Raw genomic sequence first — 25,633 nt, forward strand, 5'->3', positions numbered from 1 at the left:
CCGTTGTCTTAAACTGGCAATGGCAACTCTCACTGCCGTTGCCTAATTGAGAAACGCTGGAAAATAAAGGGGGTCGACTCATCATCGGCTCCCCTTTTTAATTTCTACCCTTCAACGAATGGCATCGGATAAACGCTGATGGTTAACCCGCAGAGACATTCTTGCGCCGCTTATCCAAATCCTTCAAAAGACGGTTAACCCGCTGATCGGCAAACATCTCCTCTAAAGAATGGGTCAGCTTACGACGCCAGTTCGGATACTCATCGCTGGTGCCGGGAATATTGACCGGCGCTGCCATATCTAACCAGTCTTCCGGCTGTAATCCCAACAACGCGCTGGCGCTATCTGCCACATAGCGTTGTAGACCTCTATTTAACGTTGGACTCATCGCTAGCAGCGCCGCCTTGCGGCCGACTTTCTTCGGTACGCAGCCATAATGGTGCAAACCTTCCAGCAGGCCTTGCTTGGCTCTTTCCCGATCCGCATACAACTGTTTGAGAATCTGCTGGTCTGGGTACAAACCCAGCTTATTGCCCAAAGTCAGATCGTCACTTTGCCAGTAGCCACGCAGCGTCGGTAAATCATGAGTAGTAATAGTCGCCATCGCCTGCACCGGATAAGACTGAGGCGCACGGAAAGTGTTTTCGCTATCTCTTTCAAAGTAGAGCACTTTGTAAGAATAAACACCGCTATCCCGCAGCTTGCTGACTATTTCCACCGGTACCGTCCCCAAATCCTCTCCGATCACCATGCAGCGATGACGCTGGCTTTCCAGCGCCAGTACTGCCAAAAGATCGTCAACCGGATACTTCACATAAGCGCCCTGATCTGCCGTTTCACCATAAGGAATCCACCACAGGCGCAGCAGCGCCATAACGTGGTCAATCCGCAATGCGCCACAGCTGGTCATATTGGCACGCAGCAAATCAATAAATGGCTGATAGGCTCTGGCTACCATCACGTGAGGATCCATCGGCGGCAACCCCCAGTTTTGACCTAAAGGGCCAAGAATATCTGGCGGCGCGCCAACCGAGGCTTTCAGGCAATAGAGTTCGCGATCACACCAGGTTTCCGCGCCGCCTTCGGCTACGCCAACCGCCAAATCCCGATACAAACCTATCGGCATTTTTTGCTGCTGGCTGTGGCGGAAACACTGGGAAAACTGGCTGGCTGCCAACCACTGCAACCACAGGTAGAAAGTCACCTCATCACTATGCTGCTGGCAAAACTCCGCCACACCTTCGCCCTGTCCATCGCGGTATTGTTCTGGCCACACCGGCCAGCCCCACATAGCAGAATCCTGTTGGCTTAAATGAGCATGTAAAGCATCGAAAGCGGCCTGTTGCTGCAAACTTTTACCGCCCTGCTCCACAAACTGCCGGAAGTCCTGCATTTGCTTATCATTGGCTGCTCGCGCCAAAAACAGCGGGAAAGCCAGACGTAAACCGGCCAGTTTCAGCTCTGTCACTTTGGCGTAATCGACCCATTCGGCGGTGCGGATCGCAGCCAGCGTGCTTTGGGTTTGCGGCAGATGCCACCAGCGCTGAGCTGCTTCACTCTGCTGAAATTCCTCCACGTTGTTCACGTCGATATAAACCACATTCAGCCAGCGACGGGACGAAGGGCTATATGGGCTGGCGCTATTGGGATTGGCCGGATACAACGCATGAATCGGATTTAAGCCGATAAATGCACCGCCACGCCCTCCGACCTGTTCAACCATTCGGTATAAATCGCCGAAATCACCGATACCCCAATTACGCTCCGAACGTAAAGTGTAGAGCTGTACGCAGGCGCCCCAGAGCTTTTTTCCGGTCAGCAACGCGTCTGGCTCATAGCAACGTTTCGGTGCCACAATGATTGAACATTGCCATTGCTGCGTACCTTGCTCCAACGCTAGATGATGGTAACCAAGGGGTAACGATGCCGGCAACGTCAGGGTTTTTTGGGCGCTAACGCGCCCTTGATGTGAAATACCCTCTTCTGTCACCAGTTGCCAGTGATAATCACCTTCACCGCCGATAGCCAGAGTCATCGGGCTTGCGTGAGTAAAGACTTTCACCACCGGTAACGGCGTTTTCTCACCCGGCGAAGGCTGAACGGAATCCGGGCTTCGTCCCATGGCTACCAGCAGCTTCTGCTTGGTTTCCATCGGTATAGCCTGCTGTTTACCGTGGGCATTAATGTAGCTGGCGGCTATCCCTGCCAGCGTAGCTGCCTGATCGAGCGATTTACGATCCATGCAGTCTCCTTAACGTTTGGCTTGCCAGATTCGCTGCTGATAATCGCGAATCGAACGATCGGAACTAAACATTCCTACCCGCGCGGTATTAAGAATGGTGCGACGAGTCCATTCCTCTTTATCACGATACAGTGCATCAATCTGCTGTTGAGCCTCACAATATGAAGCAAAATCAGCCAGTACCAGATATGGATCGCCCCCTTCACGCAGGCTATGCAGCATCATATCGAAAGCGTGTTTATCACCGTTGCTGAAGGCACCGCTGGCCAGTTCGTCCAAAATACTCTTCAGATGCGCATCGGCTTTCAAGACTTTCAGTGGCTGGTAGCCTTTCGCCAAAATAGCTTTAACCTGCTCGACGGTGTTACCAAAGATAAAGATATTCTCATCACCGACCTGCTCGGCAATTTCAACGTTAGCGCCGTCCAGCGTGCCCACAGTTAAAGCGCCGTTCAACGCCAACTTCATGTTACCGGTGCCCGATGCCTCTTTACCGGCAGTGGAAATCTGTTCAGAAACATCTGCCGCCGGAATCATCAGCTCGGCTACGGAGACTTTATAATCAGGAATAAATACAACTTTCAGACGATCTTTGACGATCGGATCGTTATTGATCTTCTCGGCCGCCTGATTAATGGCGTAAATGATATTTTTCGCCAGGTAATAGCCCGGTGCCGCTTTTGCACCAAACAGGAAGACCCGCGGGGCAATATCCAGATTAGGATTATCGCGAATCTGGCGATACAGCGACAGAATATGCAGTAAATTCAAATGCTGCCGCTTGTACTCGTGCAGGCGCTTAATCTGCACGTCAAAGATGGCATCTGGATTCAGCGTAATTCCCATAGTGCGATGGACGTATTCGGCAAGTTTTACCTTGTTGTCGTACTTAATCTGCTGATAGCGCGCACGGAATTTTTTATCCTCGGCGTAGGGCTCCAGCCCTTCCAGCACATCCAGATTGTTCGCCCATTCCACTTTTAAAGTTTCGTCGATCAACGAAGAAAGGGCCGGATTACACTGTTTTAGCCAGCGGCGCGGCGTAATACCGTTGGTTACGTTATGGAATTTTTCTGGCCACAGCTGGAAGTATTCCGGGAACAAATCTTTAACCACCAAATCCGAATGTAGTTGCGCCACGCCGTTCACCGCGAAACCGCTGACCACACACAGGTTTGCCATACGTACCTGTTTATCATGATGTACGGCCAGTTTTGCCCACACCGATTTATCCCCAGGCCACTGTTTATCCACCCGTTTTTTAAACTGAGCGTTGATTTGCTTGATGATGGCAAAGTGGCGCGGCAACAGGCTACGCACCAATTTTTCATCCCAACATTCAAGGGCTTCCGGCATCAGTGTATGGTTGGTATAAGCGAAGGTTTTACTGGTAATAGCCCAGGCAGCATCCCAGCTCAACTGATGTTCATCCAACAGCACTCGCAGCATTTCAGGAATAGCGATGGTTGGGTGGGTATCATTCAGCTGAATCACTTCATATTCAGGCAGATCGGCCAGTGTACGTCCGGCGGCGTGATGTTTGCGTAAAATATCTGCCACGGAACAGGCGCACTGGAAGTATTGCTGCATCAGACGCAGACGCTTTCCGGCCAGATGATTATCGTTGGGATACAGAACCTTAGTCAGTTTTTCCGCATCAATACCGTTTTGTTCGGCTAGCAGGAATTTACCGTCGTTAAACTTAGTCAGATCAAACGGATGAACGTGGGTTGCCTGCCATAAACGCAGGGGCTGAGTCACCCCATTGCGGAAGCCCAATACCGGTAAATCCCAGGCTTCACCGCGCAGCGTAAAATCTGGACGCCAAAGCTGACGACCATCGGCCTGTTTTTCCAGCTTGCCACCGAAACTCACGTCCACCGCCAGCGCCGCATTATGACGGAACCACGGGTAGCTCTCGCGCTCCCAGTTGTCTGGCGCTTCCTGCTGCTTTCCTTCGCTAAATGACTGACGGAACAGCCCATATTGATAGTTCAGCCCATAGCCCGTCGCCGGTTGCTCCACCGTTGCCATCGAATCGAGGAAACAGGCCGCCAAACGTCCCAGACCACCGTTACCCAAAGCCGGATCGGTTTCCTGCTCCAGCAAGTCGGCCAGATTGACCTGCTGCTCTGCCAGCAGTTTCTCAACGGTTTCATACCAGCCGAGGTTGATAAGATTATTTGCCGTCAAGCGACCAATCAGGAATTCCATTGAGATGTAATTCACATGGCGCTGCGTTTTTTGCACTTTAGTCGGCGCCGGTTGAGCCGCCAACTGTTCGGCCAATGCCGCGCTGACCGCCTGCCACCATTGGTGCTGGGTCATCTGCTGGGCCGAACTGAGGCCAAAGCGCTGCCACTGACGGGTCAGTGCTGCCAGAAAATCATCCTTCTTTAGCATGGGCTGTGACATAGGGAAGTCTCTATCCTGTGAGTGGGGTAATTTTACCCTTATCCTGCCGAGGAGAATCGGCAAGAGCATCATCCTGGTAAGGGATTAGCTGGGGATGAGTCGCAGGGCGTAGCTAAAAATGTGATCAGGTGCAACTTACGACCATAGGAAGTATTAACGTTATTGCAATAATTTGGCCGTTATCAGACCTTAACAGGGCTGATTAATTACGAGGCTTAAAATAATTATCCCTATGAATCCGCCGGTCTGTCGTTGCCATTTGAGTCTGGAATAATATGCTGATCCCTTCAAAACTGAGCCGCCCGGTACGGCTGCAAAATACCGTTGTGCGCGATCGCCTATTGGCCAAACTTTCTGCGGCAGCGAACTATCGCCTGACGCTGGTGAATTGCCCAGCGGGGTACGGTAAAACCACGCTGGTTGCCCAATGGGCAGCGGGGCAATCCAACCTCGGCTGGTATTCACTGGATGAAAGCGACAATCAACCTGAACGTTTCGCTACCTATCTGGTCGCGGCGGTGCAACAGGCCACCGGTGGACATTGCAGCAAGAGCGAAGCGCTCAGCCAAAAACATCAATATGCCAATCTTTCGGCGCTGTTCGCCCAATTATTTGTGGAACTGTCCGACTGGGACGGGCCGCTGTATCTGGTGATTGATGACTATCATCTGATCACCAACGACGCCATTCATGAAGCCATGCGCTTTTTCCTGCGCCATCAGCCTGAAAACCTCACGCTGCTGATTTTGTCCCGCACGCTGCCGCCTTTGGGCATCGCCAATCTGCGGGTGCGCGATCAGTTACTGGAATTGGGTATTCAACAGTTGGCGTTTAATCATCAGGAAGCGCAGCAATTCTTTGATTGCCGCTTGCCAGTACCATTAGATCAAGGAGATAGCAGCCGCCTGTGTGACGAAGTGGAAGGTTGGGCTACGGCTTTGCAGCTTATCGCCCTTTCCTCTCGTCAACCCAATTCATCGGCGCAAAAATCCGCTAAACGTCTGGCTGGGTTAAATGCCAGCCATCTATCCGATTATCTGGTAGATGAAGTATTGGATCAGGTTGATGCTAATGCTCGTGCATTTTTGCTACGTTGTTCGGTGCTGCGTTCAATGAACGATGCGCTGATTGTGCGTCTGACCGGCGAAGACAACGGCCAGCAACGGCTGGAAGAATTGGAACGACAGGGGCTATTCATTCACCGAATGGATGACACTGGCGAATGGTTCTGTTTCCATCCGCTGTTTGCCACTTTCCTGCGTCAACGCTGCCAGTGGGAACTGGCGTTGGAGCTACCGGACCTTCACCACGCCGCGGCTGAAGGTTGGATGGCGCTGGGTTATCCCGCTGAAGCTATTCACCATGCGCTAGCGGCTGGCGATGTGGGGATGCTGCGGGATATTCTGCTGCAACACGCCTGGTCACTTTTCAATCACAGCGAATTGGCGCTGCTAGAACAATGCCTTAGCGCACTACCTTATTCTTTGCTGATACAAAATCCTGAACTGGCGCTGCTACAAGCCTGGCTGGCGCAAAGTCAGCATCGCTATAGTGAAGTTAACACTCTGCTCGGTCAGGCCGAAACGGCGATGCTGGAACGTAAAATTCCGATTGATGCTGCGCTCAGCGCCGAATTTGACGCACTGCGAGCGCAGGTAGCCATTAACGCAGGCAAGCCAGATGAAGCGGAAAAACTGGCAACCGATGCGCTGAAATACCTGCCGATGGCCAGTTACTACAGCCGAATTGTGGCAACCTCCGTCACAGGTGAAGTGCATCACTGCAAAGGTGAACTGGCTCGCGCGCTGCCAATGATGCAGCAAACTGAGCAAATGGCGCGCCGCCACCAGGCCTATCACTACGCGTTGTGGGCTCTACTGCAACAGAGTGAAATTCTGATTGCCCAAGGCTTCTTGCAGGCAGCGTTTGAAACTCAGGAAAAAGCCTTCGAGCTGATACGCGAACAGCACCTTGAGCAATTGCCGATGCATGAATTCTTACTGCGTATTCGCGCGCAGGTGCTGTGGTCGTGGTCGCGACTGGATGAAGCAGAGGAAGCCGCACGTCAGGGCATCGCTATTCTCGCCAACTATCAGCCACAGCAGCAGTTGCAATGTCTGGCAATGCTCTCCAAATGCTCGCTGGCGCGGGGCGATTTAGATAACGCCCATATGTATATTCAACGCTGCGAAGCCTTGATCCACGGCACTCAATACCATCGCGACTGGGTAACCAATGCGGATAAGCCCAGAGTGATTTACTGGCAAATGACCGGTGATAAAACGGCTGCGACTAACTGGCTGCGTCAGGCGGAAAAACCGGGCATGGCCGATAACCATTTCCTGCAAGGCCAGTGGCGTAATATTGCCAGAGTGCAGATTATGCTCGGTTATTTCGATGAGGCCGAAGTGGTACTCGATGAACTCAACGAAAATGCCCGTCGCCTGCGCCTGACCAGCGATCTCAACCGCAACCTGCTGTTAAGTAATATTCTTTACTGGCAAACCGAACGGAAAGGCGAAGCGCAAAAAGCGCTGATAGAATCTCTGACATTGGCAAACCGCACCGGTTTTATCAGCCACTTTGTGATCGAAGGGGAAGCAATGGCACAGCAGTTACGTCAGCTTATCCAACTGAACGCGCTGCCGGAACTGGAACAACATCGTGCTCAACGCATCCTGAAAGACATCAACCAGCATCATCGCCATAAATTTGCTCATTTTGACGAACGCTTTGTCGATAAGTTACTGACCCATCCGCAGGTGCCAGAATTGATTCGTACCAGCCCGCTGACTCAGCGGGAATGGCAGGTTCTCGGGTTGATTTACTCCGGTTACAGTAATGAGCAAATAGCCAGTGAACTGGACGTCGCCGCCACCACAATCAAAACCCATATTCGTAATTTGTATCAAAAATTGGGCGTGGCGCACCGTCAGGAAGCGGTGCAACAAGCGCAGCGATTGCTGCAAATGATGGGATACGGCGTTTAACCGACCGCTGATTTTATCTGGCGGACATTTATCCATACCAACCAATGGGTCTTTATTGGCATAAAATTGATTACAATAGCGGCATAACCACATTAATCGCCAATAAAAGGGTGTCAGCAGTATGGAACAATTTGAAGCAATCGACGTTGAGCAAGCCTACACTCGCTGGAAAGAGGGTCAGGCGGTTCTGGTGGATATTCGCGATCCGCAGAGCTACGAAGCCGGCCATGCGCCGGGCGCATTTCATTTGACCAACGGCAGTTTGCAGACTTTTATGCAACAAACCGATTTTGACCAGCCGGTGATGGTGATGTGCTATCACGGCAACAGCAGCCGCGGTGCCTCTCAATACCTGCTGGAGCAAGGTTTCGATGCTGTTTACAGCATTAACGGCGGTTTCGAAGCCTGGGCCAGAAATTACCCGCAAGATGTCGCTACAGACAAAGCCTGATTTACCCCTTTTCCCAATGCAAGAGGCCGCCGCTGGCCTCTGCCTTGCGCCATATTGCATCACCCACAAGAATGATATTAAGCCGACATATTCACCTGTCTCGGCGGTTTTCGTTGTTGTGAACTCTGGCTTTTTTTAAACAACAGATGACATCCCTACAGCGAAAAGGGAGAATCAGTTTGCTAACATGCTAAATTGCTAAGATAAAGCTTTAGATATTTTATAAATCATAACGTTAGACGGTAAATTATAAATATGATTCGTGTGATAGTAATTTCTAACCTACGTCTGGCGCAGGCCTTTGTGGACTATATGGCCACGCAAAAGGTGATTTTGGAACTCCGACACCAGAGCCAGGATGCAGAAATCTGGCTAAATGAGGATGAAAAACTGCCTCAGGTTCAGCATGAGCTGGAACAATTTTTATTAGACCCACTCAACCCGCGCTATCAGGCGGCGAGCTGGCAATCGGGCAATCTTCACACCGATATGCCTTATCAGCGTGTTTCGCTGTTGCAGAATTTACGTAGTCAGGCTGGCCCACTCACCCTCGGTCTGATGGCGGTATGTATTGCAGTCTATATTCTGATGCAAATCGTTGGCGATAATGCGGTTATGAGCTGGCTGGCCTGGCCGGTAAACAGCAGCCAGTATCTGGAAATCTGGCGTTGGGTCAGCCACGCTGTTCTACACTTCTCGCTGATGCATATCCTGTTTAACCTACTGTGGTGGTGGTATTTGGGCGGCCAAATGGAAAAACGCCTCGGCACGGGAAAACTAGTGGTATTAACCCTTGTTTCTGCCGTATTTAGCGGCTGGGGACAATCCTTATTCAGCGGCTCAAATTTTGGTGGCTTGTCCGGCGTGGTCTACGCCCTGATGGGTTACGTTTGGCTGACCGGCCAACGGGCGCCGGAGCGGGGAGTCTCTCTCCCTAACGGGTTGATGGCTTTTTCTGTTCTGTGGTTAATCGCCGGATATTTCGATATTTTAGGTCTGTCGATCGCCAATGCCGCTCACGTTTCTGGTCTGGTCATTGGATTACTGATGGCATTTTGGGATACGCGTAATAGCACCCGAACCACACAATAACGGTCCGTAAACCGGGCAAATTAGGGGATTATCGTGAAGCAAACGCAGCGACATGATGCGATTATTGAACTGGTGCGCCTTCAGGGTTATGTCAGCACTGAAGAACTGGTAGAACACTTTGCTGTTAGTCCGCAAACCATTCGGCGTGACCTGAATGATTTGGCCGATCAAAATAAAATTCATCGCCATCACGGCGGCGCAGCGCTGCCTTCCAGTTCGGTCAACGCGGCCTATAACGACCGAAAAGTCATGTGGTCTGAGGAAAAAGCGCGTATTGCTCAACGAGTTGCCAGCCAGATTCCCGATGGCGCAACGCTGTTTATCGATATCGGCACCACGCCAGAAGCCGTGGCTCACGCGCTGCTCAATCATAAAAATCTTCGCGTCGTGACCAATAATCTAAACGTTGCGACCTTACTCACCGCTAAAGAAGATTTCCGCCTGATTCTGGCCGGTGGCGAAGTGCGAACCCGTGACGGCGGCATTATTGGCGAGGCCACGCTGGATTTCATCTCCCAGTTCCGTCTGGATTACGGCATTTTAGGCATCAGCGGTATCGATATGGACGGCTCTTTGCTTGAGTTCGATTATCACGAAGTACGCACCAAACGCGCGATTATCGAAAACTCCCGCTGCGTGATGTTGGTCACCGACCACTCCAAATTTGGCCGTAATGCGATGGTAAATCTGGGAAATATGAATTTAATCGACTACCTGTTTACCGATCAGCAGCCCCCTGCCAGCGTGATGAAAATCATTGAGCAGCATGATGTGCAGCTAGAACTGTGTTAATTCCCGCCCTCTGGCTCACCCAATAAGACTTGAACTACAATCAGGGGCTTCGGCCCCTATTGACGATATTTACCCACACTTTCGCCGCTATTCCCTGCCATTTCTCTCAAGTTAGACACCCAAGACTTCACCTATAATCTATCTATAAGACGGCAAAAACGCTTCCCGCAAAGGAAGTTTGCTTCGCTGCATTGATTACATCTTTAAAATGAACCCGCAACAAAACTGTTACCTTCATCACGCATAAATGTTTTTCTTTGGTTAACTCTTGGCTTGTTTGTTGGTTTTTGATTACAATCGTGAGCGAAAACGAACATTAAAGAGCTGTTTCGAACATCTGGAGGAAGGTTACATGGAAACCAAAGACTTGATCGTGATCGGTGGCGGCATTAACGGTGCCGGTATCGCTGCGGATGCTGCCGGACGTGGCCTGTCAGTACTGCTGCTGGAAGCGCAAGACTTGGCCTGTGCTACGTCTTCCGCCAGTTCCAAACTTATCCACGGTGGCCTGCGCTACCTGGAACACTACGAATTCCGTCTGGTTAGCGAAGCTTTGGCCGAGCGCGAAGTGCTGCTAAAAATGGCACCGCATATCGCCTTCCCAATGCGTTTTCGCCTGCCACATCAGCCCCATCTGCGCCCTGCCTGGATGATTCGCGCCGGTCTGTTCCTGTACGATCACTTGGGTAAACGTACCACTTTGCCTGCCAGTAAAGGCCTGCGTTTTGGCGCAGATTCCGTCCTAAAACCGGAGCTGGTGCGCGGTTTCGAATATTCCGACTGTTGGGTGGATGATGCGCGTCTAGTGGTGCTTAACGCTCAGGAAGTGGTTGAACGCGGTGGCGAAGTGCGTACTCGCACTAAAGTGACCCGCGCCTGGCGTGAAAACGGCCTGTGGATGGTAGAAGCAACCGACGTCAATACTGGTAAAACCTTCACCTGGCGTGCCAAAGGTCTGGTTAACGCCACAGGTCCTTGGGTAAAACAGTTCTTTGACGATGGTCTAAAACTGAAATCTCCTTACGGTATCCGCCTGATTAAAGGCAGCCATATCGTTGTTCCACGCGTACATAACCAGCCGCAGGCTTACATTCTGCAAAATGAAGATCACCGTATCGTTTTCGTCATTCCGTGGCTGGATGATTACTCCATTATTGGTACCACCGACGTGGAATACCACGGCGATCCTAAAGATGTGAAGATCGACGATCAGGAAATCGATTATTTACTGAAAGTGTATAACGACCACTTTAAGAAACAGCTTGGCCGTGACGATATTGTCTGGACATACTCTGGCGTGCGTCCGCTATGTGACGATGAATCCGACTCACCGCAGGCCGTGACCCGCGATTACACGCTGGACGTGGCTGATGAACAGGGCAAAGCCCCGTTGCTATCGGTATTCGGCGGCAAACTGACCACTTATCGTAAATTGGCAGAACATGCACTGGAAAAACTGACTCAATACTACCCGAAAGTCGGCCCAGCCTGGACTAAGAACGGTTCGCTGCCGGGTGGCGATATCGGCGGCGATCGCGACAGTTATACCGTTAAACTGCGCCATCACTATAACTGGCTGCCGGAAGCTCTGGCGCGCCGTTATACCCGCACTTACGGTAGCCATAGCGAGATTATTCTGGCCAATGCCACCAGCCTTAAAGATTTGGGCGAAGATTTCGGCCATGGCCTGTACGAAGCCGAGTTGCGCTATTTGGTTGAGAAAGAGTGGGTTGTCGAGTTAGACGATGCCATCTGGCGCCGTACCAAACTGGGTATGTGGCTGGATGAGGCGCAGAAACAACGCATTGCCGAATGGTTGGCGGCAGTTCATGCCGAGAAAATGAATACGCTGTCACTGGTTTCCTGATTCGACAGACGCGCCGCAATGAAAAAAACCGCCTGCTTCCTGATAGAAGCGGCGGTTTTTTCTTAGAGTTTTATCGGTTTAATGTGCCAAATCTCATCGGCATATTCCTGAATCGTCCTGTCAGATGAGAAATACCCCATATTGGCGATATTTAATACCGCACGACGAGTCCATTCATCCGGTTGTAGATATAGCTCATCCACCGCGTCCTGCGTATCCACATAGCTACGATAGTCAGCCAATAACTGATAATAATCGCCCAGATTAACCAACGAATCGAACAGGCTGGTATAGCGATTGGGTTCTTCTGGGCTGAAAATTCCGGTGGCGATCTGCGTCAACACTTGATGAAGCTCAGGGTCTTCATCATAGTATTTCCGCGGGTTATAACCACTGCGGCGTAATTCTTCAACCTGCTCAGCGGTGTTACCAAATATGAAAATATTATCCTCACCGACGTGCTCTCGGATTTCCACGTTAGCGCCATCGAGGGTGCCAATCGTCAGCGCACCGTTCAGGGCAAATTTCATATTACTGGTGCCAGAGGCTTCGGTTCCGGCTAGTGAAATCTGCTCGGATAGATCCGCCGCCGGGATAATCATCTGCGCCAGACTAACGCCATAGTTCGGAATAAACACGACTTTCAACAGGTTGTTCACCCTAGGATCGTTGTTTATTACTTTAGCGACATCATTGATCAAGCGAATAATCTGTTTCGCATTGTAATAGGCCGATGCCGCTTTACCGGCGAAGATCACCACTCTTGGTACCCATTTCGCCTCTGGATCCTGCAAAATACGGTTATAGCGCGTGATCACATGTAAAACATTCAGCAACTGCCGTTTGTATTCATGCATTCGCTTTATCTGCACATCAAACAGTGCCGCGGGATTGAGCACAATATTCAGGTTTTGTGCGACATAAATTGCCAGCCGCTTTTTATTTTCCAGCTTGGCTTTCTGTATCGCCTGTAAAAAGCTCGGATAATCAATATTGGGTTTGATATCGCTCAGTTGGCTAAGATCGGTACGCCAGTTATGGCCAATGCTGTCATCCAGCACCGCCGCCAGCGGGCGATTCGCCAGCCCAAGCCAGCGACGCGGCGTCACTCCGTTGGTTTTATTGCAGAAGCGAGTCGGGAAAATACGAGCAAAATCAGCAAATAGAGACTGAACCATCAACTCAGAATGCAACGCCGATACGCCGTTCACTTTATGGCAGGCAATCACGGCCAGCCACGCCATGCGCACCCGCCGCCCGTTCCCTTCATCGATAATCGACACTCTGGACGGTAATTCATTATCGTCCGGGAAGGCTTCCTGCACTTGTTTGAGGAAGTGATCGTTAATATCGAAAATAATTTGTAGATGGCGCGGCAAAATCTTACCAATCATATCGATCGGCCAGGTTTCCAGTGCCTCAGCCATCAAAGTATGGTTGGTGTAAGAGAAAATGGTTTCCACCATTCCCCAAGCTTTGATCCAGGTAAATTTATGCTCATCAATCAGCAAACGCATTAATTCAGGGATAGACAACACCGGGTGCGTATCATTCAGATGAATGGCAATCTTCTCTGCCAGATTGTCGAAGGTATGATGCAGCGCCCAGTGGCGGGCTAAAATATCCTGAACCGTGGCTGAAACCAGGAAATACTCCTGCCGTAGACGAAGTTCTCGTCCGGAATAGGTCGAATCATCGGGATACAGCACTCGCGATACGTTTTCCGAATGGTTCTTATCCTCTACCGCCGCAAAGTAATCCCCCTGATTGAATTTACCCAAATTGATTTCATTACTGGCGCGCGCCGACCATAAACGCAATGTATTAGTCGCATCGGTATCAAAACCAGGAATGATTTGATCATAGGCGCAGGCCAGAATTTCCTCAGTTTCCAGCCAGCGGGTTTTTGTCCCTTCCTGCTGGATACGACCACCAAAGCGCACTTTATAACGTGTGTTATGACGCGGGAATTCCCAGGCATTACCGTATTCCAGCCAGTTATCTGGGGATTCCGCCTGCTGCCCATTGACGATTTTCTGGCTAAACATGCCGTATTCGTAGCGAATGCCGTAGCCCCGCCCCGGCATGGCTAAAGTCGCCAGTGAATCCAGAAAACACGCTGCCAGACGCCCTAAACCGCCGTTCCCTAGCCCTGGGTCACTCTCTTCGGCCAGCAACTCATTGAAATCGATACCCATTTCATCCAGCGCGGCTTTGATATCATCATAAATACCCATAGATAACAGCGCGTTGGACAATGTTCGACCTAACAGAAACTCCATCGACAGGTAATAAACCTGCCGGACATCTTGAGATAATTGTGCCCGATTGGAGCGCAGCCAGCGTTCCACCATACGGTCACGCACTGCGAACAGCGTGGCGTTCAGCCAATCGTGCTCAGTGGCGATGGAAGGATCTTTACCGACAATAAACATCAGCTTATAGGCAATAGAGTGTTTCAGTGCTTCCACACTGACTACGGGTGAGGTGTAGCTAAAGGGTGTCGTCATTAGCGGTATTTCCCTAATTTGTGGTTACAACAAGTGTTGATAAAGCGACCGGTAGTCTGCTGCCGCTACCTGCCAACCAAAATCAAGCTCCATCCCATGACGCTGTACGTGACGCCAATGTTTTGGACGAACCCAGAGCACAAAGGCACGGCGAATTGCCCGCTCCAGTTCCGCTGCTTCACATTCATCAAACACAAACCCCGATGCGCTACCATCGGCCAGATTTTCTAAAGCACAATCCACTACTGTATCCGCCAGCCCGCCGGTATGGCGCACTAACGGCAGAGTTCCGTATTTCAAACCGTATAACTGCGTCAAGCCGCAAGGCTCAAAACGGCTGGGAACCAAGATCACATCGGCACCGGCAATAATCCGGTGCGAGAACGCCTCATGATAACCAATCTGAACGCCAACCTGATCTGGATAATCCGCCGATGCGGCCAGAAAAGCCTCTTGTAGCAGCGCATCCCCCGCGCCTAGCACCACTAACTGGCCACCCAGCCTGAGTAACTCGGGTAACGCCTGTAGTACCAGATCCAAACCTTTTTGCGCCGTTAAGCGGCTAACCACCGCGAAAATCGGCTTTTTATCAGTAACCTGTAGCCCCATGGCTTTCTGCAAATGGGCTTTGTTGACCGCCTTGCCTCGCAAATCTTCAGAATCATAGCGCTCTCCCAACAGAGCATCTGTGGTCGGATCCCAAATTTCTTCATCCACACCGTTGAGAATGCCGCTCAATCGCCCTTCCCGCGCTCGCTGTTGCAGCAATCCCTCCATTCCGTAACCAAAGGCAGGCTGGGTAATCTCTTTAGCGTAGGTCGGGCTAACGGTTGTCACATGATCGGCGTAAAACAAACCGGCTTTAAGGAATGAAATCTGACCGTAGAATTCCAAACCGTAGATATTAAAGAAGGACGGCGGAAGCTGTAGCTCAGCCATATGGTGAGCGGAAAATAGCCCTTGGTAGGCCAGATTATGTACCGTAAAGACCGAACGAGCCGGACGTCCCCGCGCCGCCAGATAGGCGCAGGCCAAACCCGCGTGCCAATCGTGAGCATGCACAATATTGGGGCGCCAGTAGCTATCCAGCCCGCAGGCCAGTTCGCAAGCCATCCAACCAAGTAGCGCGAAGCGCCGATGATTATCACCGTAAGCATTCAACCATTGGTCGTGGTAAGGGCTGCCGGGGCGATCGTATAAACCTGGCACATCAATCAGGTAGATTCCAACGCCATTGTAAGTGCCATAACTCAATTCCACCCGCCCGGCGAAGGTATCAATTTCTTTGACTAATACTCTATGGGGAATGCCGTTTTTCAGGTCGGGAAACGCCGGTAAAATCACCCGAACGTCGGTGCCATCGGCAATTTGAGCCGCAGGTAAAGCGCCGACAACGTCCGCTAATCCTCCGGTCTTTAGTAAGGGAAACATCTCAGAACAGACATGTAAAACCCGCATCATTACTCCTGGTATCTCATCAGCTACCAATAGGCTTACAGACAACATACGGCTTCGGCCAGAATATCAGGCTCACGTTTTCACGCCAGCCTGAAGCTAAATTACAACTGAGCCAGCATTTCCCTTGTGACGAGTACAATTCCGCCTTCCGAACGGTAGAAACGTGCACTATCCTCTTCCGCATTCTCACCGATCACCATCCCTTCTGGAATTTGGCAGGCGCGGTCGATAATGCAGTGCCGTAAACGACACGATCGACCCACATTAACGTCTGGCAGCAGCACCGCTGAATCTATCGTACAGAACGAGTTAATCCGCACCCGAGGGAATAGCACTGAATGCACCACCACGGAACCGGAAACAATACAGCCGCCAGAAACCAGTGAATTCATGGTCATACCGTGGCTACCGGAGCGATCCTGCACAAATTTTGCCGGCGGCAGTGGTTCCATATGCGTGCGAATCGGCCAGGAGCGGTCGTACATATCCAGTTCCGGCGTTACCGAGGCTAAATCCAGGTTAGCGCGCCAATAGGCATCCAGTGTCCCGACATCACGCCAATAAGGCGGTAAGTCGCCGTTGGAAGTCACGCAAGACAGAGTAAACGGATGCGCCCAGGCTTCTCCCCGCTCGGTAATTTTAGGTATCAGGTCTTTACCAAAATCATGGCTGGACCCCAGAGTATTCATATCCTCGAGCAATAATTTATACAGATAATCCGCATTAAAAATATAGATCCCCATGCTGGCCAGCGCCATATCGGGATTTCCAGGCATTGATGCCGGAACTTCCGGCTTTTCTGTAAACGACTTGATCTGATAGTCCAGAGACACTTCCATAACACCAAATCCCGAAGCTTCGCTTAGCGGCACCGGAATACAAGCCACGCTACATTTCGCCCCTTTTTCAACGTGGTCAATCAGCATGCGCGAGTAATCCATTTTATAAATGTGATCACCCGCCAGAATGACGATATATTCCGCATTGTATCTGTGAATAATATCCAGATTCTGATACACCGCATCCGCGGTTCCCTTGTACCATTCTTCAGTGCTCAAACGTTGCTGAGCCGGCAGCAAATCGACAAACTCGTTCATTTCTTCGTTGAAGAACGACCAACCGCGCTGGATATGCTGAACCAAAGAATGGGACTGATATTGGGTAATGACGCCGATCCGGCGAATGCCCGAGTTTAGACAGTTAGACAGGGCAAAATCGATAATGCGAAACTTACCGCCAAAATGTACCGCCGGTTTGGCACGAGTGGCCGTCAGGTCTTTCAAGCGCGAACCGCGCCCTCCCGCTAAAATCAGAGCTACCGATTTAAGCGGCAGTAGTCTGGCTAACATCAACGGATCTCTATTTTCGAATTTAACCATAGCGGATTCCTTAGATTTTTTGTTCAAACACACGCACTGAAAATGCGGCGCTATGCCCCGTAAGTAATTCTGTCTGTTGCGGCTCAGCGACATCGCGCGAAGCAAAAGGAGGTACAGGCAGCCATTTCCCGGCGGGTAAAGTCAATTCACAGGCTTGGTCGGAGGCATTAATCACCACTAGCCAACGTTGAGATAAACAAATCTGGAGCTTTCTTTGAAAGCCCTGCTCCCAGGCTAAGGCACTCATTTCCTGCCCCTGCATGTTCAACCATTGCACACTGCCATCGCCTTCCTGCCACCAGCGGTCTTGCGTAAGCGCCGGTATTTTTTGCCGCAGGCGGATAAGTTCGGCAGTAAAGTTCGCCAGATCGCTATCTGCCTGTGTCCAATCCAACCAGGTCATAGCGTTGTTCTGACAGTAGGCGTTATTGTTACCTTGCTGACTGTGGCCATGCTCATCACCGGCCAGCAGCATTGGCGTACCTAGTGAAAGCAGTAACGTGCTGAGTAACGCCCGCTGGCAGGCCTTGCGCCTATGCCAGACCGCCTCATCCGCCGTTAATCCTTCATTCCCGAAGTTATTGCTGAAATTACTATCCGTACCGTCGCGGTTGTCTTCACCATTAGCCAGATTATGTTTTTGGTTGAAACACAGGAGATCCAGTAAGGTAAAACCATCGTGTGAAGTGATCATGTTGATACTGGCGGAAGGCAAACGCTCCCGCTGAGCATAGATATCGGCAGAGCCGGAAAAACGTTGGGCAAATTGCCCCAAAGAGAATTGATTGTGTAGCCAGAAACGTCGCATTCCATCGCGATATTGGTCATTCCACTCGCTAAAACCGCGAGGGAAATGGCCTACCTGATAACCGCCCCAGCCGATATCCCAAGGTTCTGCGATCATTTTGCAATGAGCCAACCGCGGCTCCGCTTGTAACGCTTGGAAAAAGGGTGCGTCCTGATGAAATTCAGGCGTGCGCCCCAAAATCGCGCCGAGATCGAAGCGAAAACCGTCGACGTGGCAACTCTCAACCCAATAACACAGGCAGTCGATTACCCAACGAACCACTTCCGGATGATCCAGCTTGAGCGCGTTACCGCAGCCGGTTTGATTCTCATACTCTCCCTGCGCGTTCAGCCAGTAATAGCTGGCATTATCGATCCCTCGCAGCGATAGCGTTGGCCCTTCAGCGTCCAGCTCGGCGCTGTGGTTAAACACCACGTCCAGAATGACCTCAATGCCTGCACGATGCAGGGCTTTTACCGCATCCCGCAGTTCCCGCAGCGGTGAGAAACCTTCCCGCCCGGATGCATAATCCGGCTCTACCGCATAGGGCGCTAATACGTTGTAGCCCCAATAGTTGGTTAGCCCCAGTTTCTGCACTCGAGGTTCATCCACATGATGCTGAATCGGCAGCAATTCCAGCGCGGTAATACCGAGCTTTTTCAGGTAATCAATCATCACAGGATGAGCCAAAGCACCATAGCTGCCACGTAGCGTCTCGGGAATGTCGGGGTGTAGCTGAGTTAATCCGCGAACGTGAGCTTCATAAATTATCGTATTGCCCCAAGGCACCGCCGGCGGGCAATCGCCCTGCCAGTCATATTCCTCATGTACCACCACGGATTTTGGCATCGCATCGGCGCTATCCTGCTGATCGGCATGATCCATTCCGCCGAACAGGCGCGGATCGTCATCAACGCGTCCTTCCACTGCACGAGCACAGGGATCGAGTAGGAGTTTCTGCGCATTAAAACGATGTCCCGATTGGGGATCAAACGGCCCGCTAACGCGAAATCCGTAACGCTGACCAGGCTGACCGCCGGGTAAATATCCATGCCAGATATCGCCGCTGCGAGCGGGCAACGGCAAGCGAACCTCCCGCCCCGCTTCGTCGAACAGGCACAGTTCTACGTCATAGGCATGAGCCGAAAACAGGGTGAAATTAATCCCTGAACCGTCAAAATACGCGCCAAGAGGAGTAGGAGAACCAGTCAGTAACGTGGTCATGCTATCCCTCCCTCAGCAGATAAAGAGTGGCGAGCGGCGGTAGAGTCAGCGATAAAGATTGATCCTGGTTATGGCTGCCAATCTGTTGAGTATCAATCGCGCCCTGATTACCCAAATTACTGCCACAATAATAGGTTGAATCGGTATTCAACACTTCGCGATACCGTCCGGCGCGGGGCACGCCTACTCGATAGTTATAGCGCGGCACCGGGGTGAAGTTACTGATGGCGATCAATTCATTACCTGCCGCATCACGGCGCAGGAAAGCAAAAACTGAGTTTTCATGGTCATCTACCACCAGCCATTCAAAACCTTCCGGCTGATAATCCAGTTCGTACAGCGGCGCATTATCTTGATAACAATGGTTAAGATCTCGCACCAAACGTTGAACGCCGCTATGCCAGCCGTTTTCGTCATCGAGCAAGTGCCAGTCCAGACTGGTGTCAAAATTCCACTCCCGCCCTTGAGCAAATTCGCATCCCATAAACAGCAGTTTTTTGCCGGGATGCGCCCACATAAAGCCGTAATAAGCGCGGAGGTTAGCGAATTTCTGCCAGGCATCGCCGGGCATCCGATCCAGAATCGAGCGTTTGCCATGTACCACTTCATCATGGGAAAGCGGCAACACGAAATTCTCGGTATAGGCATACAACATGCCAAAAGTCATTAGATTATGGTGGTATTTGCGGTGAACCGGATCGAGCTGCATGTAATTGAGCGTGTCGTGCATCCAGCCCAGATTCCATTTGTAATTGAAACCTAAACCATTGGCTTCTGGCGGCAAGGTTACGCCGGGATAGTCGGTGGATTCTTCCGCTAACGTCACCGCGCCGGGTCGTTCTACGCCGAGGGTATGGTTGGTGTAACGCAGGAAAGAAATAGCTTCCAGATTGTCTCTGCCGCCATATTGGTTAGGCACCCACTCGCCTTCGGCCCGGCTGTAATCCCGATAAATCATCGAAGCGACCGCATCTATTCGCAGACCATCGATACCAAAACGTTCCAGCCAGTAAAAAGCGTTTCCTGCCAGATAGTTGCGAACTTCATTTCGTCCGTAGTTATAAATCAGGGTATTCCAATCCTGATGATAACCTTCACGCGGATCGGCATATTCGTACAGCGCGGTACCGTCAAACTGCGCCAGACCGTATTCATCACTAGGGAAATGACCTGGAACCCAATCCAGAATCACGTTTAGCCCCGCCTGATGGGCTTTCTCAATGAATTGCCTGAAATCCTGTGGCGTTCCAAAGCGGCGGGTCGGTGCATACATGCCCAACGGTTGGTAGCCCCAACTGCCATCAAACGGATGCTCACTCATCGGGAGTAATTCGATATGGGTAAAACCCATATATTTGACGTAATCAACCAGTTGTTCAGCTAGTTCGCCGTAGCTCAGCCAGAAATTGTTTTCGGTATGTCGCCGCCAGGACCCCAGATGAACTTCATAAATAGAAACTGGCGCATTGAGCGCATTGGCTTTTTGTCGAATGGGAGAGTTCTCAACAATATCAGGCAGTGGGCTAATCAGAGAGGCCGTTTCTGGTCGCATTTGCGCTTCAAAAGCGTAAGGGTCTGCTTTTAGGCGAATATTTCCATTACTGTCGATTATCTCGTATTTATATAGCTGTCCGGCCTGTACACCCGGTAAAAAAACTTCCCAAATACCGTTTTCTTTTCTCAGCCTCATTGGGTGGCGGCGCCCATCCCAGAAGTTAAATGCACCAACAACCGACACTCGCTTGGCATTAGGTGCCCAAACCGCAAAACTGACGCCTTCCACCCCGTCTAAAGACATCAAATGAGCACCTAAACGTTCATAGGGGCGCAAATGCGTACCTTCCGCCAATAACCAGCTATCTATATCCTGCAATAAGGGGCCAAATCGATAAGGATCATCGATAATTTCGGTACTATCCGCCCAAATAACAGCTAACTGGTAGCGAAATGGATTTTTACGACGAGGAATGACAGCGGCAAAGAAGCCCCTGGAATCGATACAATCGAGCCGAGTGACTTTCTTATTGGTTTTGCAGTCAACTACCCATACTTCTTTAGCATCAGGCAGCAGAGCACGCACTTGCAGCATATCGGCAACTTTGTGCATACCAAGAATGGAAAAAGGATCTGAATAATTACCACAAATAACCTGATTAATCACATTTTGCTCGGGAAGTGCTGACATTTTATCTTTCCTATGACTAATAGCATGATTTACAAGAAAAAATCATTAAGACAAATAAAAATTCAACTTATCTATCATGCAATCCATTTACCGTATAAATCATGACGACGATCAAAATGACGATTTTTTTAGCTTAAAATCTCAAAAAACCACCCTGATAAATTTCAATCCCGGCTCAGAGTTACCCTTGTGACAATGCGCGCCCCAAGCTATAAGCATAGTCAAAGGTGAGTAAAAAATGGTTAAGCAATCAAGGAAATCCCTTTCCAGCACTAAAAGGAATAATCCGGTTAATTTATTTCGGGTTAGCGGCAGTTATTCACTCAAATTGGCACTTTGGTAGCAGATCTCACGGTCTGTGTTTTTTTATATTTAGTTGTTCGAGTTAAAATTTTCTCATTCATGCCTTCGTTATAATGGCCTCGGAAATAACGGAGGCAATACAGCATGGGCGTTAGCCAGACCGAACTGATTTTTTCATTACTGCAACAAATGTGCGTATATCTGGTTATCGCATACCTGCTCAGTAAAACACCGCTTTTCATTCCATTGATGCAAGTCACCATCCGCTTGCCGCACAAGCTGGTGTGCTATCTCACCTTTTCCATGTTTTGCATCATGGGGACTTATTTCGGCCTGCATATTGATGATTCCATTGCCAATACACGTGCTATTGGTGCGGTTTTAGGCGGCGTACTGGGGGGACCATCCGTCGGTTTTCTGGTCGGCTTAACCGGCGGATTACACCGTTATTCTCTGGGAGGAATGACCGCGACCGCCTGTATGCTCTCCACGGTCGCGGAAGGTCTGATAGGCGGCTTCCTTCATAACTACCTGATTCGTAGGAATCGGCTGGATTTACTGTTCCAACCTTTAGTGATTGCTGGCATGACGTTAGTGGCGGAAGTGCTGCAAATGCTGATTATTCTGGCGGTTTCGCGCCCCTTTTCCGAAGCGGTGGAACTGGTTGAAAATATTGCATTGCCGATGATGATCACCAATACCATTGGCGCAGCTATGTTCATGCGCATCCTACTGGATCGGCGCGCTATTTTCGAAAAATACACCACGGCATTTTCGGCTAAAGCCTTACAGATCGCCGCCAGAGCAGAAGGACTATTACGACACGGATTTGATCAGCAAAACAGTATGCGAGTAGCGCGGATTCTGTATGAGGAATTGGGCGTTGGGGCGGTGGCGATTACCGATAGAGAAAAGCTTCTGGCCTTTATCGGCACCGGCTCAGATCATCATATTGTCGGTTCCGCGATTACTTCACACCACACTCATCGAGCCATCGGAATGGATCAGGTGGTTTATGCCGACGGCAACGCGGTGCCCTATACCTGTTCGATTTCACCCACTTGCAAACTAGGCTCTACGCTGGTTATTCCTCTACGAGGAGAAGAACATCGCGTCATCGGCAGCATTAAACTGTATGAACCGAAAACCAAGCTGTTTTCCAGTATCAACCGCACGCTAGGGGAAGGCATTGCTCACCTTCTATCGGCGCAGATTATGGCGGGTAGATTTGAGCAACAAAAACAATTATTAGCCCAGTCGGAGATCAAACTCCTCCACGCTCAGGTAAATCCGCATTTTCTATTCAACGCCCTCAATACCTTATCGGTTGTGATTCGTCGCGATCCCAATCACGCTCGCAAACTGGTGCTTTCACTTTCCACCTTCTTCCGTAAAAACCTGAAGCGCAGCCACGATGTCGTTACTCTGAGCGATGAAATTGAGCATGTGAATGCTTACCTGGAAATTGAAAAAGCGCGCTTTGCCGATCGATTGAACGTCAATATCGCCCTGCCAGAAAATATTCTGGCTGCCCGACTACCCGCGTTCTCTTTGCAGCCGGTGGTAGAAAATGCCATTAAACACGGAATTTCTCAGATGTTCAGCAATGGAAATATTACCCTACGCGGCAATATGCAGGATGGAATCCTGACGTTGGAAGTAGAAGATAATGCGGGATTGTATGAATCCAAGCCCGACGGGGACGGATTGGGCATGAATCTGGTCGACAGACGTATCAAGGTGCGTTATGGCCAGCAGTACGGCGTGACCGTGACCTGTGAGACGGACATATATACCCGTATCTCGATTAAATTACCGTTCCATACCGCAGCAGAAAATTGAATTAATCCGCTGATATTTAGCGATAAAAAAAGGTTGCTAGCATCGCAACCTTTTTGATTTTTTAGCGACTTCAGAACTACAGTTTTAGAGCGGCAGCGATTACGCCAGAATCCGCAGCATACGGCGTAACGGTTCTGCCGCGCCCCAAAGCAATTGGTCGCCAACGGTGAAGGCGGATAAATACTCCGGCCCCATGTTCAGCTTGCGCAAACGGCCTACCGGCGTATTCAACGTGCCGGTCACGGCGGCGGGAGTCAGCTCACGCATCGTCAACTCGCGATCGTTCGGGATGACTCGTACCCAATCATTGTGGGTTGCCAGCAACGCCTCGATTTCAATGAGCGGAAGGTCTTTTTTCAGTTTCAGAGTAAATGCCTGACTATGACAGCGCAGAGCGCCAACACGCACACATAACCCATCCACCGGAATAACGCTGCTGGTATTCAGAATTTTGTTCGTTTCCGCCTGGCCTTTCCACTCTTCCCGGCTCTGGCCGTTATCCAACGCTTTATCAATCCACGGAATCAGGCTGCCAGCCAATGGCACACCAAAGTTATCGGTTGGCAACGTGCCGCTGCGTGTCGCCGCCGTCACTTTACGCTCAATATCCAAAATGGCAGAAGCAGGGTTCTGTAGCTCTTTGGCTACGCCAGCGTGCAGCATACCCATTTGGGTTAGCAACTCACGCATATGACGAGCACCGCCGCCGGATGCAGCCTGATAAGTGGCAACAGACGCCCATTCGACCAGGTCATTGGCAAACAGGCCACCCAGTGACATCAACATCAGGCTAACGGTGCAGTTACCGCCAACAAACGTTTTGATTCCCTGATTTAACCCTTGCTGAATCACATCATTGTTTACCGGATCCAAAATAATAATGGCATCGTCTTTCATGCGCAGAGAAGAAGCTGCATCGATCCAAAAACCCTGCCAGCCGCTGGCACGCAGCTGAGGATAAATTCCGTTGGTATAATCCCCGCCCTGACAACTAATGATAATATCCAGAGCACGCAGCGCGTCGATATCATAAGCGTCTTGCAAGGTGCCCTGCTGACCGGTAAAAGTAGGCGCAGCCTGACCGTGCTGTGAAGTAGAGAAAAAGACCGGGCGGATGCCGTCAAAATCGCGTTCTTCGATCATGCGCTGCATGAGCACAGAGCCGACCATACCGCGCCAGCCGATAAAACCAACGTTTTTCATGTTTACTGTCCTGCCTTGGAAGAGGTGACAACCGATTAAGGGATGCCTGTCTTGTGGCGCTGCGCCGCCGAAAATGGCATGGCAGACTGACTCTAAGAGAGACCTGATACCACCTTACAAAATATGTAAAAAGTGGCAAGTTAATTTAATCGATGCCGGAGGAATTCACAGTAATCCTCCTAATACCCGAGCGTCTCTGGTTTGATATACCGGAAACTTTTAGTCCGTTGAGGTCACAATGACAGAAATGATTGCGGCAACCGTGTTGCTGTTTTTGATAATGGATCCTTTAGGCAATTTGCCCATTTTCATGTCGGTGCTCAAGCATCTGGAACCGAAGCGGCGACGGGTAGTGCTGATTCGCGAGCTGCTTATCTCACTTATCTTGATGTTGATTTTTTTGTTCGCGGGCGAGAATATTTTGGCGTTTTTGAACTTACGCACTGAAACCGTTTCGATTTCCGGCGGAATCATTCTGTTTTTAATCGCCATCAAAATGATTTTCCCTTCCAATGAAGGTCACTCAACCGACTTACCTGCTGGAGAAGAACCATTCCTGGTTCCACTGGCAATTCCGCTAATGGCTGGCCCATCAATATTGGCCACACTGATGCTTCTTTCTCATCAATATCCAAATCGCATGAGCCATTTGGTGTTAGCGCTGCTGATCGCCTGGGGTTTATCCTCAGTTATCTTGTTGATGTCTGGTGTATTTTTACGTCTGTTGGGGGATAAAGGCGTCAGCGCATTGGAACGACTGATGGGATTGATTCTGGTGATGTTATCTACCCAGATGTTTTTAGATGGCGTCAGAGCCTATCTCACGGCCTAATTCATCGGCGACGACGATAAAAACACACAAGGGGCCACGATTGGCCCCGATAACCAAGCGG

The 25,633-nt window shown here is 50.5% G+C and carries 15 protein-coding genes; 7 read left to right on the forward strand and 8 right to left on the reverse strand.

Annotated features, from left to right (window positions below; translation table 11 throughout):
• Nucleotides 1-142: 142 nt before the first annotated feature.
• Together malQ and malP are read right to left on the reverse strand one after the other, a co-directional pair.
• On the reverse strand, nt 143-2,242 hold the full coding sequence (gene malQ, locus ACQ4OC_RS13730; RefSeq protein WP_430971271.1) for a 4-alpha-glucanotransferase: 2,100 nt from the start codon (nt 2,240-2,242) through the stop codon (nt 143-145).
• A gap of 9 nt (nt 2,243-2,251) precedes the next feature.
• Nucleotides 2,252-4,657, reverse strand: a complete 2,406-nt coding sequence (malP, locus tag ACQ4OC_RS13735) for a maltodextrin phosphorylase (RefSeq protein ID WP_430971272.1) — start codon at nt 4,655-4,657, stop codon at nt 2,252-2,254.
• 275 nt (nt 4,658-4,932) lie between these two features.
• Here malP and malT point away from each other — a divergent pair, with 275 nt between their 5' ends.
• From malT to glpD, 5 genes are all read left to right on the forward strand, one after another.
• A complete protein-coding gene (malT, locus tag ACQ4OC_RS13740) occupies nt 4,933-7,647 on the forward strand; it encodes an HTH-type transcriptional regulator MalT (RefSeq protein WP_430971273.1) in 2,715 nt (904 codons plus the stop codon).
• Nucleotides 7,648-7,768: 121 nt separating this feature from the next.
• On the forward strand, nt 7,769-8,098 hold the full coding sequence (gene glpE / locus ACQ4OC_RS13745) for a thiosulfate sulfurtransferase GlpE (RefSeq protein ID WP_064515673.1): 330 nt from the start codon (nt 7,769-7,771) through the stop codon (nt 8,096-8,098).
• 255 nt (nt 8,099-8,353) lie between these two features.
• Nucleotides 8,354-9,190, forward strand: a complete 837-nt coding sequence (glpG, locus tag ACQ4OC_RS13750) for a rhomboid family intramembrane serine protease GlpG (RefSeq protein ID WP_064515674.1) — start codon at nt 8,354-8,356, stop codon at nt 9,188-9,190.
• Between the two features lie 33 nt (nt 9,191-9,223).
• Nucleotides 9,224-9,982, forward strand: coding sequence for a DeoR/GlpR family transcriptional regulator (locus ACQ4OC_RS13755; protein WP_064515675.1), 759 nt, complete (start codon nt 9,224-9,226; stop codon nt 9,980-9,982).
• Between the two features lie 352 nt (nt 9,983-10,334).
• Nucleotides 10,335-11,849: a glycerol-3-phosphate dehydrogenase gene (gene glpD, locus ACQ4OC_RS13760; protein WP_064515676.1), complete on the forward strand. Its 1,515-nt coding sequence runs from the start codon at nt 10,335-10,337 to the stop codon at nt 11,847-11,849.
• Nucleotides 11,850-11,911: 62 nt separating this feature from the next.
• Here the strand turns inward: glpD and glgP are convergent, their stop codons facing one another.
• The 5 genes from glgP to glgB all read right to left on the reverse strand — a co-directional run bounded on the left by glgP (nt 11,912) and on the right by glgB (nt 21,392).
• Entirely contained in the window at nt 11,912-14,359 is a 2,448-nt protein-coding gene (glgP, locus tag ACQ4OC_RS13765; protein WP_064515678.1) for a glycogen phosphorylase, read from the reverse strand.
• A gap of 24 nt (nt 14,360-14,383) precedes the next feature.
• Entirely contained in the window at nt 14,384-15,817 is a 1,434-nt protein-coding gene (gene glgA, locus ACQ4OC_RS13770; protein ID WP_064515679.1) for a glycogen synthase GlgA, read from the reverse strand.
• A 101-nt stretch (nt 15,818-15,918) separates the two neighbouring features.
• Nucleotides 15,919-17,196 carry a glucose-1-phosphate adenylyltransferase gene (gene glgC, locus ACQ4OC_RS13775; RefSeq protein ID WP_064515682.1) on the reverse strand — a complete coding sequence of 426 codons (1,278 nt, stop codon included), beginning with the start codon at nt 17,194-17,196 and terminating at the stop codon, nt 15,919-15,921.
• Between the two features lie 10 nt (nt 17,197-17,206).
• A complete protein-coding gene (gene glgX / locus ACQ4OC_RS13780) occupies nt 17,207-19,207 on the reverse strand; it encodes a glycogen debranching protein GlgX (RefSeq protein WP_430971274.1) in 2,001 nt (666 codons plus the stop codon).
• 1 nt (nt 19,208) lies between these two features.
• On the reverse strand, nt 19,209-21,392 hold the full coding sequence (glgB, locus tag ACQ4OC_RS13785; protein WP_120805326.1) for a 1,4-alpha-glucan branching protein GlgB: 2,184 nt from the start codon (nt 21,390-21,392) through the stop codon (nt 19,209-19,211).
• 447 nt (nt 21,393-21,839) lie between these two features.
• Between glgB and ACQ4OC_RS13790 the strand changes: the two genes are divergently transcribed.
• Nucleotides 21,840-23,537 (forward strand): sensor histidine kinase, encoded by a 1,698-nt coding sequence (locus ACQ4OC_RS13790; RefSeq protein ID WP_064515689.1) that lies wholly within the window; start codon nt 21,840-21,842, stop codon nt 23,535-23,537.
• A 99-nt stretch (nt 23,538-23,636) separates the two neighbouring features.
• On the opposite strand, the gene asd is transcribed toward ACQ4OC_RS13790, so the two are convergent.
• On the reverse strand, nt 23,637-24,740 hold the full coding sequence (gene asd, locus ACQ4OC_RS13795; RefSeq protein ID WP_064515692.1) for an aspartate-semialdehyde dehydrogenase: 1,104 nt from the start codon (nt 24,738-24,740) through the stop codon (nt 23,637-23,639).
• Nucleotides 24,741-24,978: 238 nt separating this feature from the next.
• Here asd and ACQ4OC_RS13800 point away from each other — a divergent pair, with 238 nt between their 5' ends.
• Complete coding sequence (locus ACQ4OC_RS13800; protein WP_064515694.1) at nt 24,979-25,572, forward strand: YhgN family NAAT transporter; 594 nt, start codon at nt 24,979-24,981, stop codon at nt 25,570-25,572.
• Nucleotides 25,573-25,633 lie beyond the last annotated feature (61 nt).

The sequence above is a fragment of the Yersinia sp. J1 genome, assembly GCF_050586585.1.
In the GTDB taxonomy this organism is placed as follows: domain Bacteria; phylum Pseudomonadota; class Gammaproteobacteria; order Enterobacterales; family Enterobacteriaceae; genus Yersinia; species Yersinia entomophaga.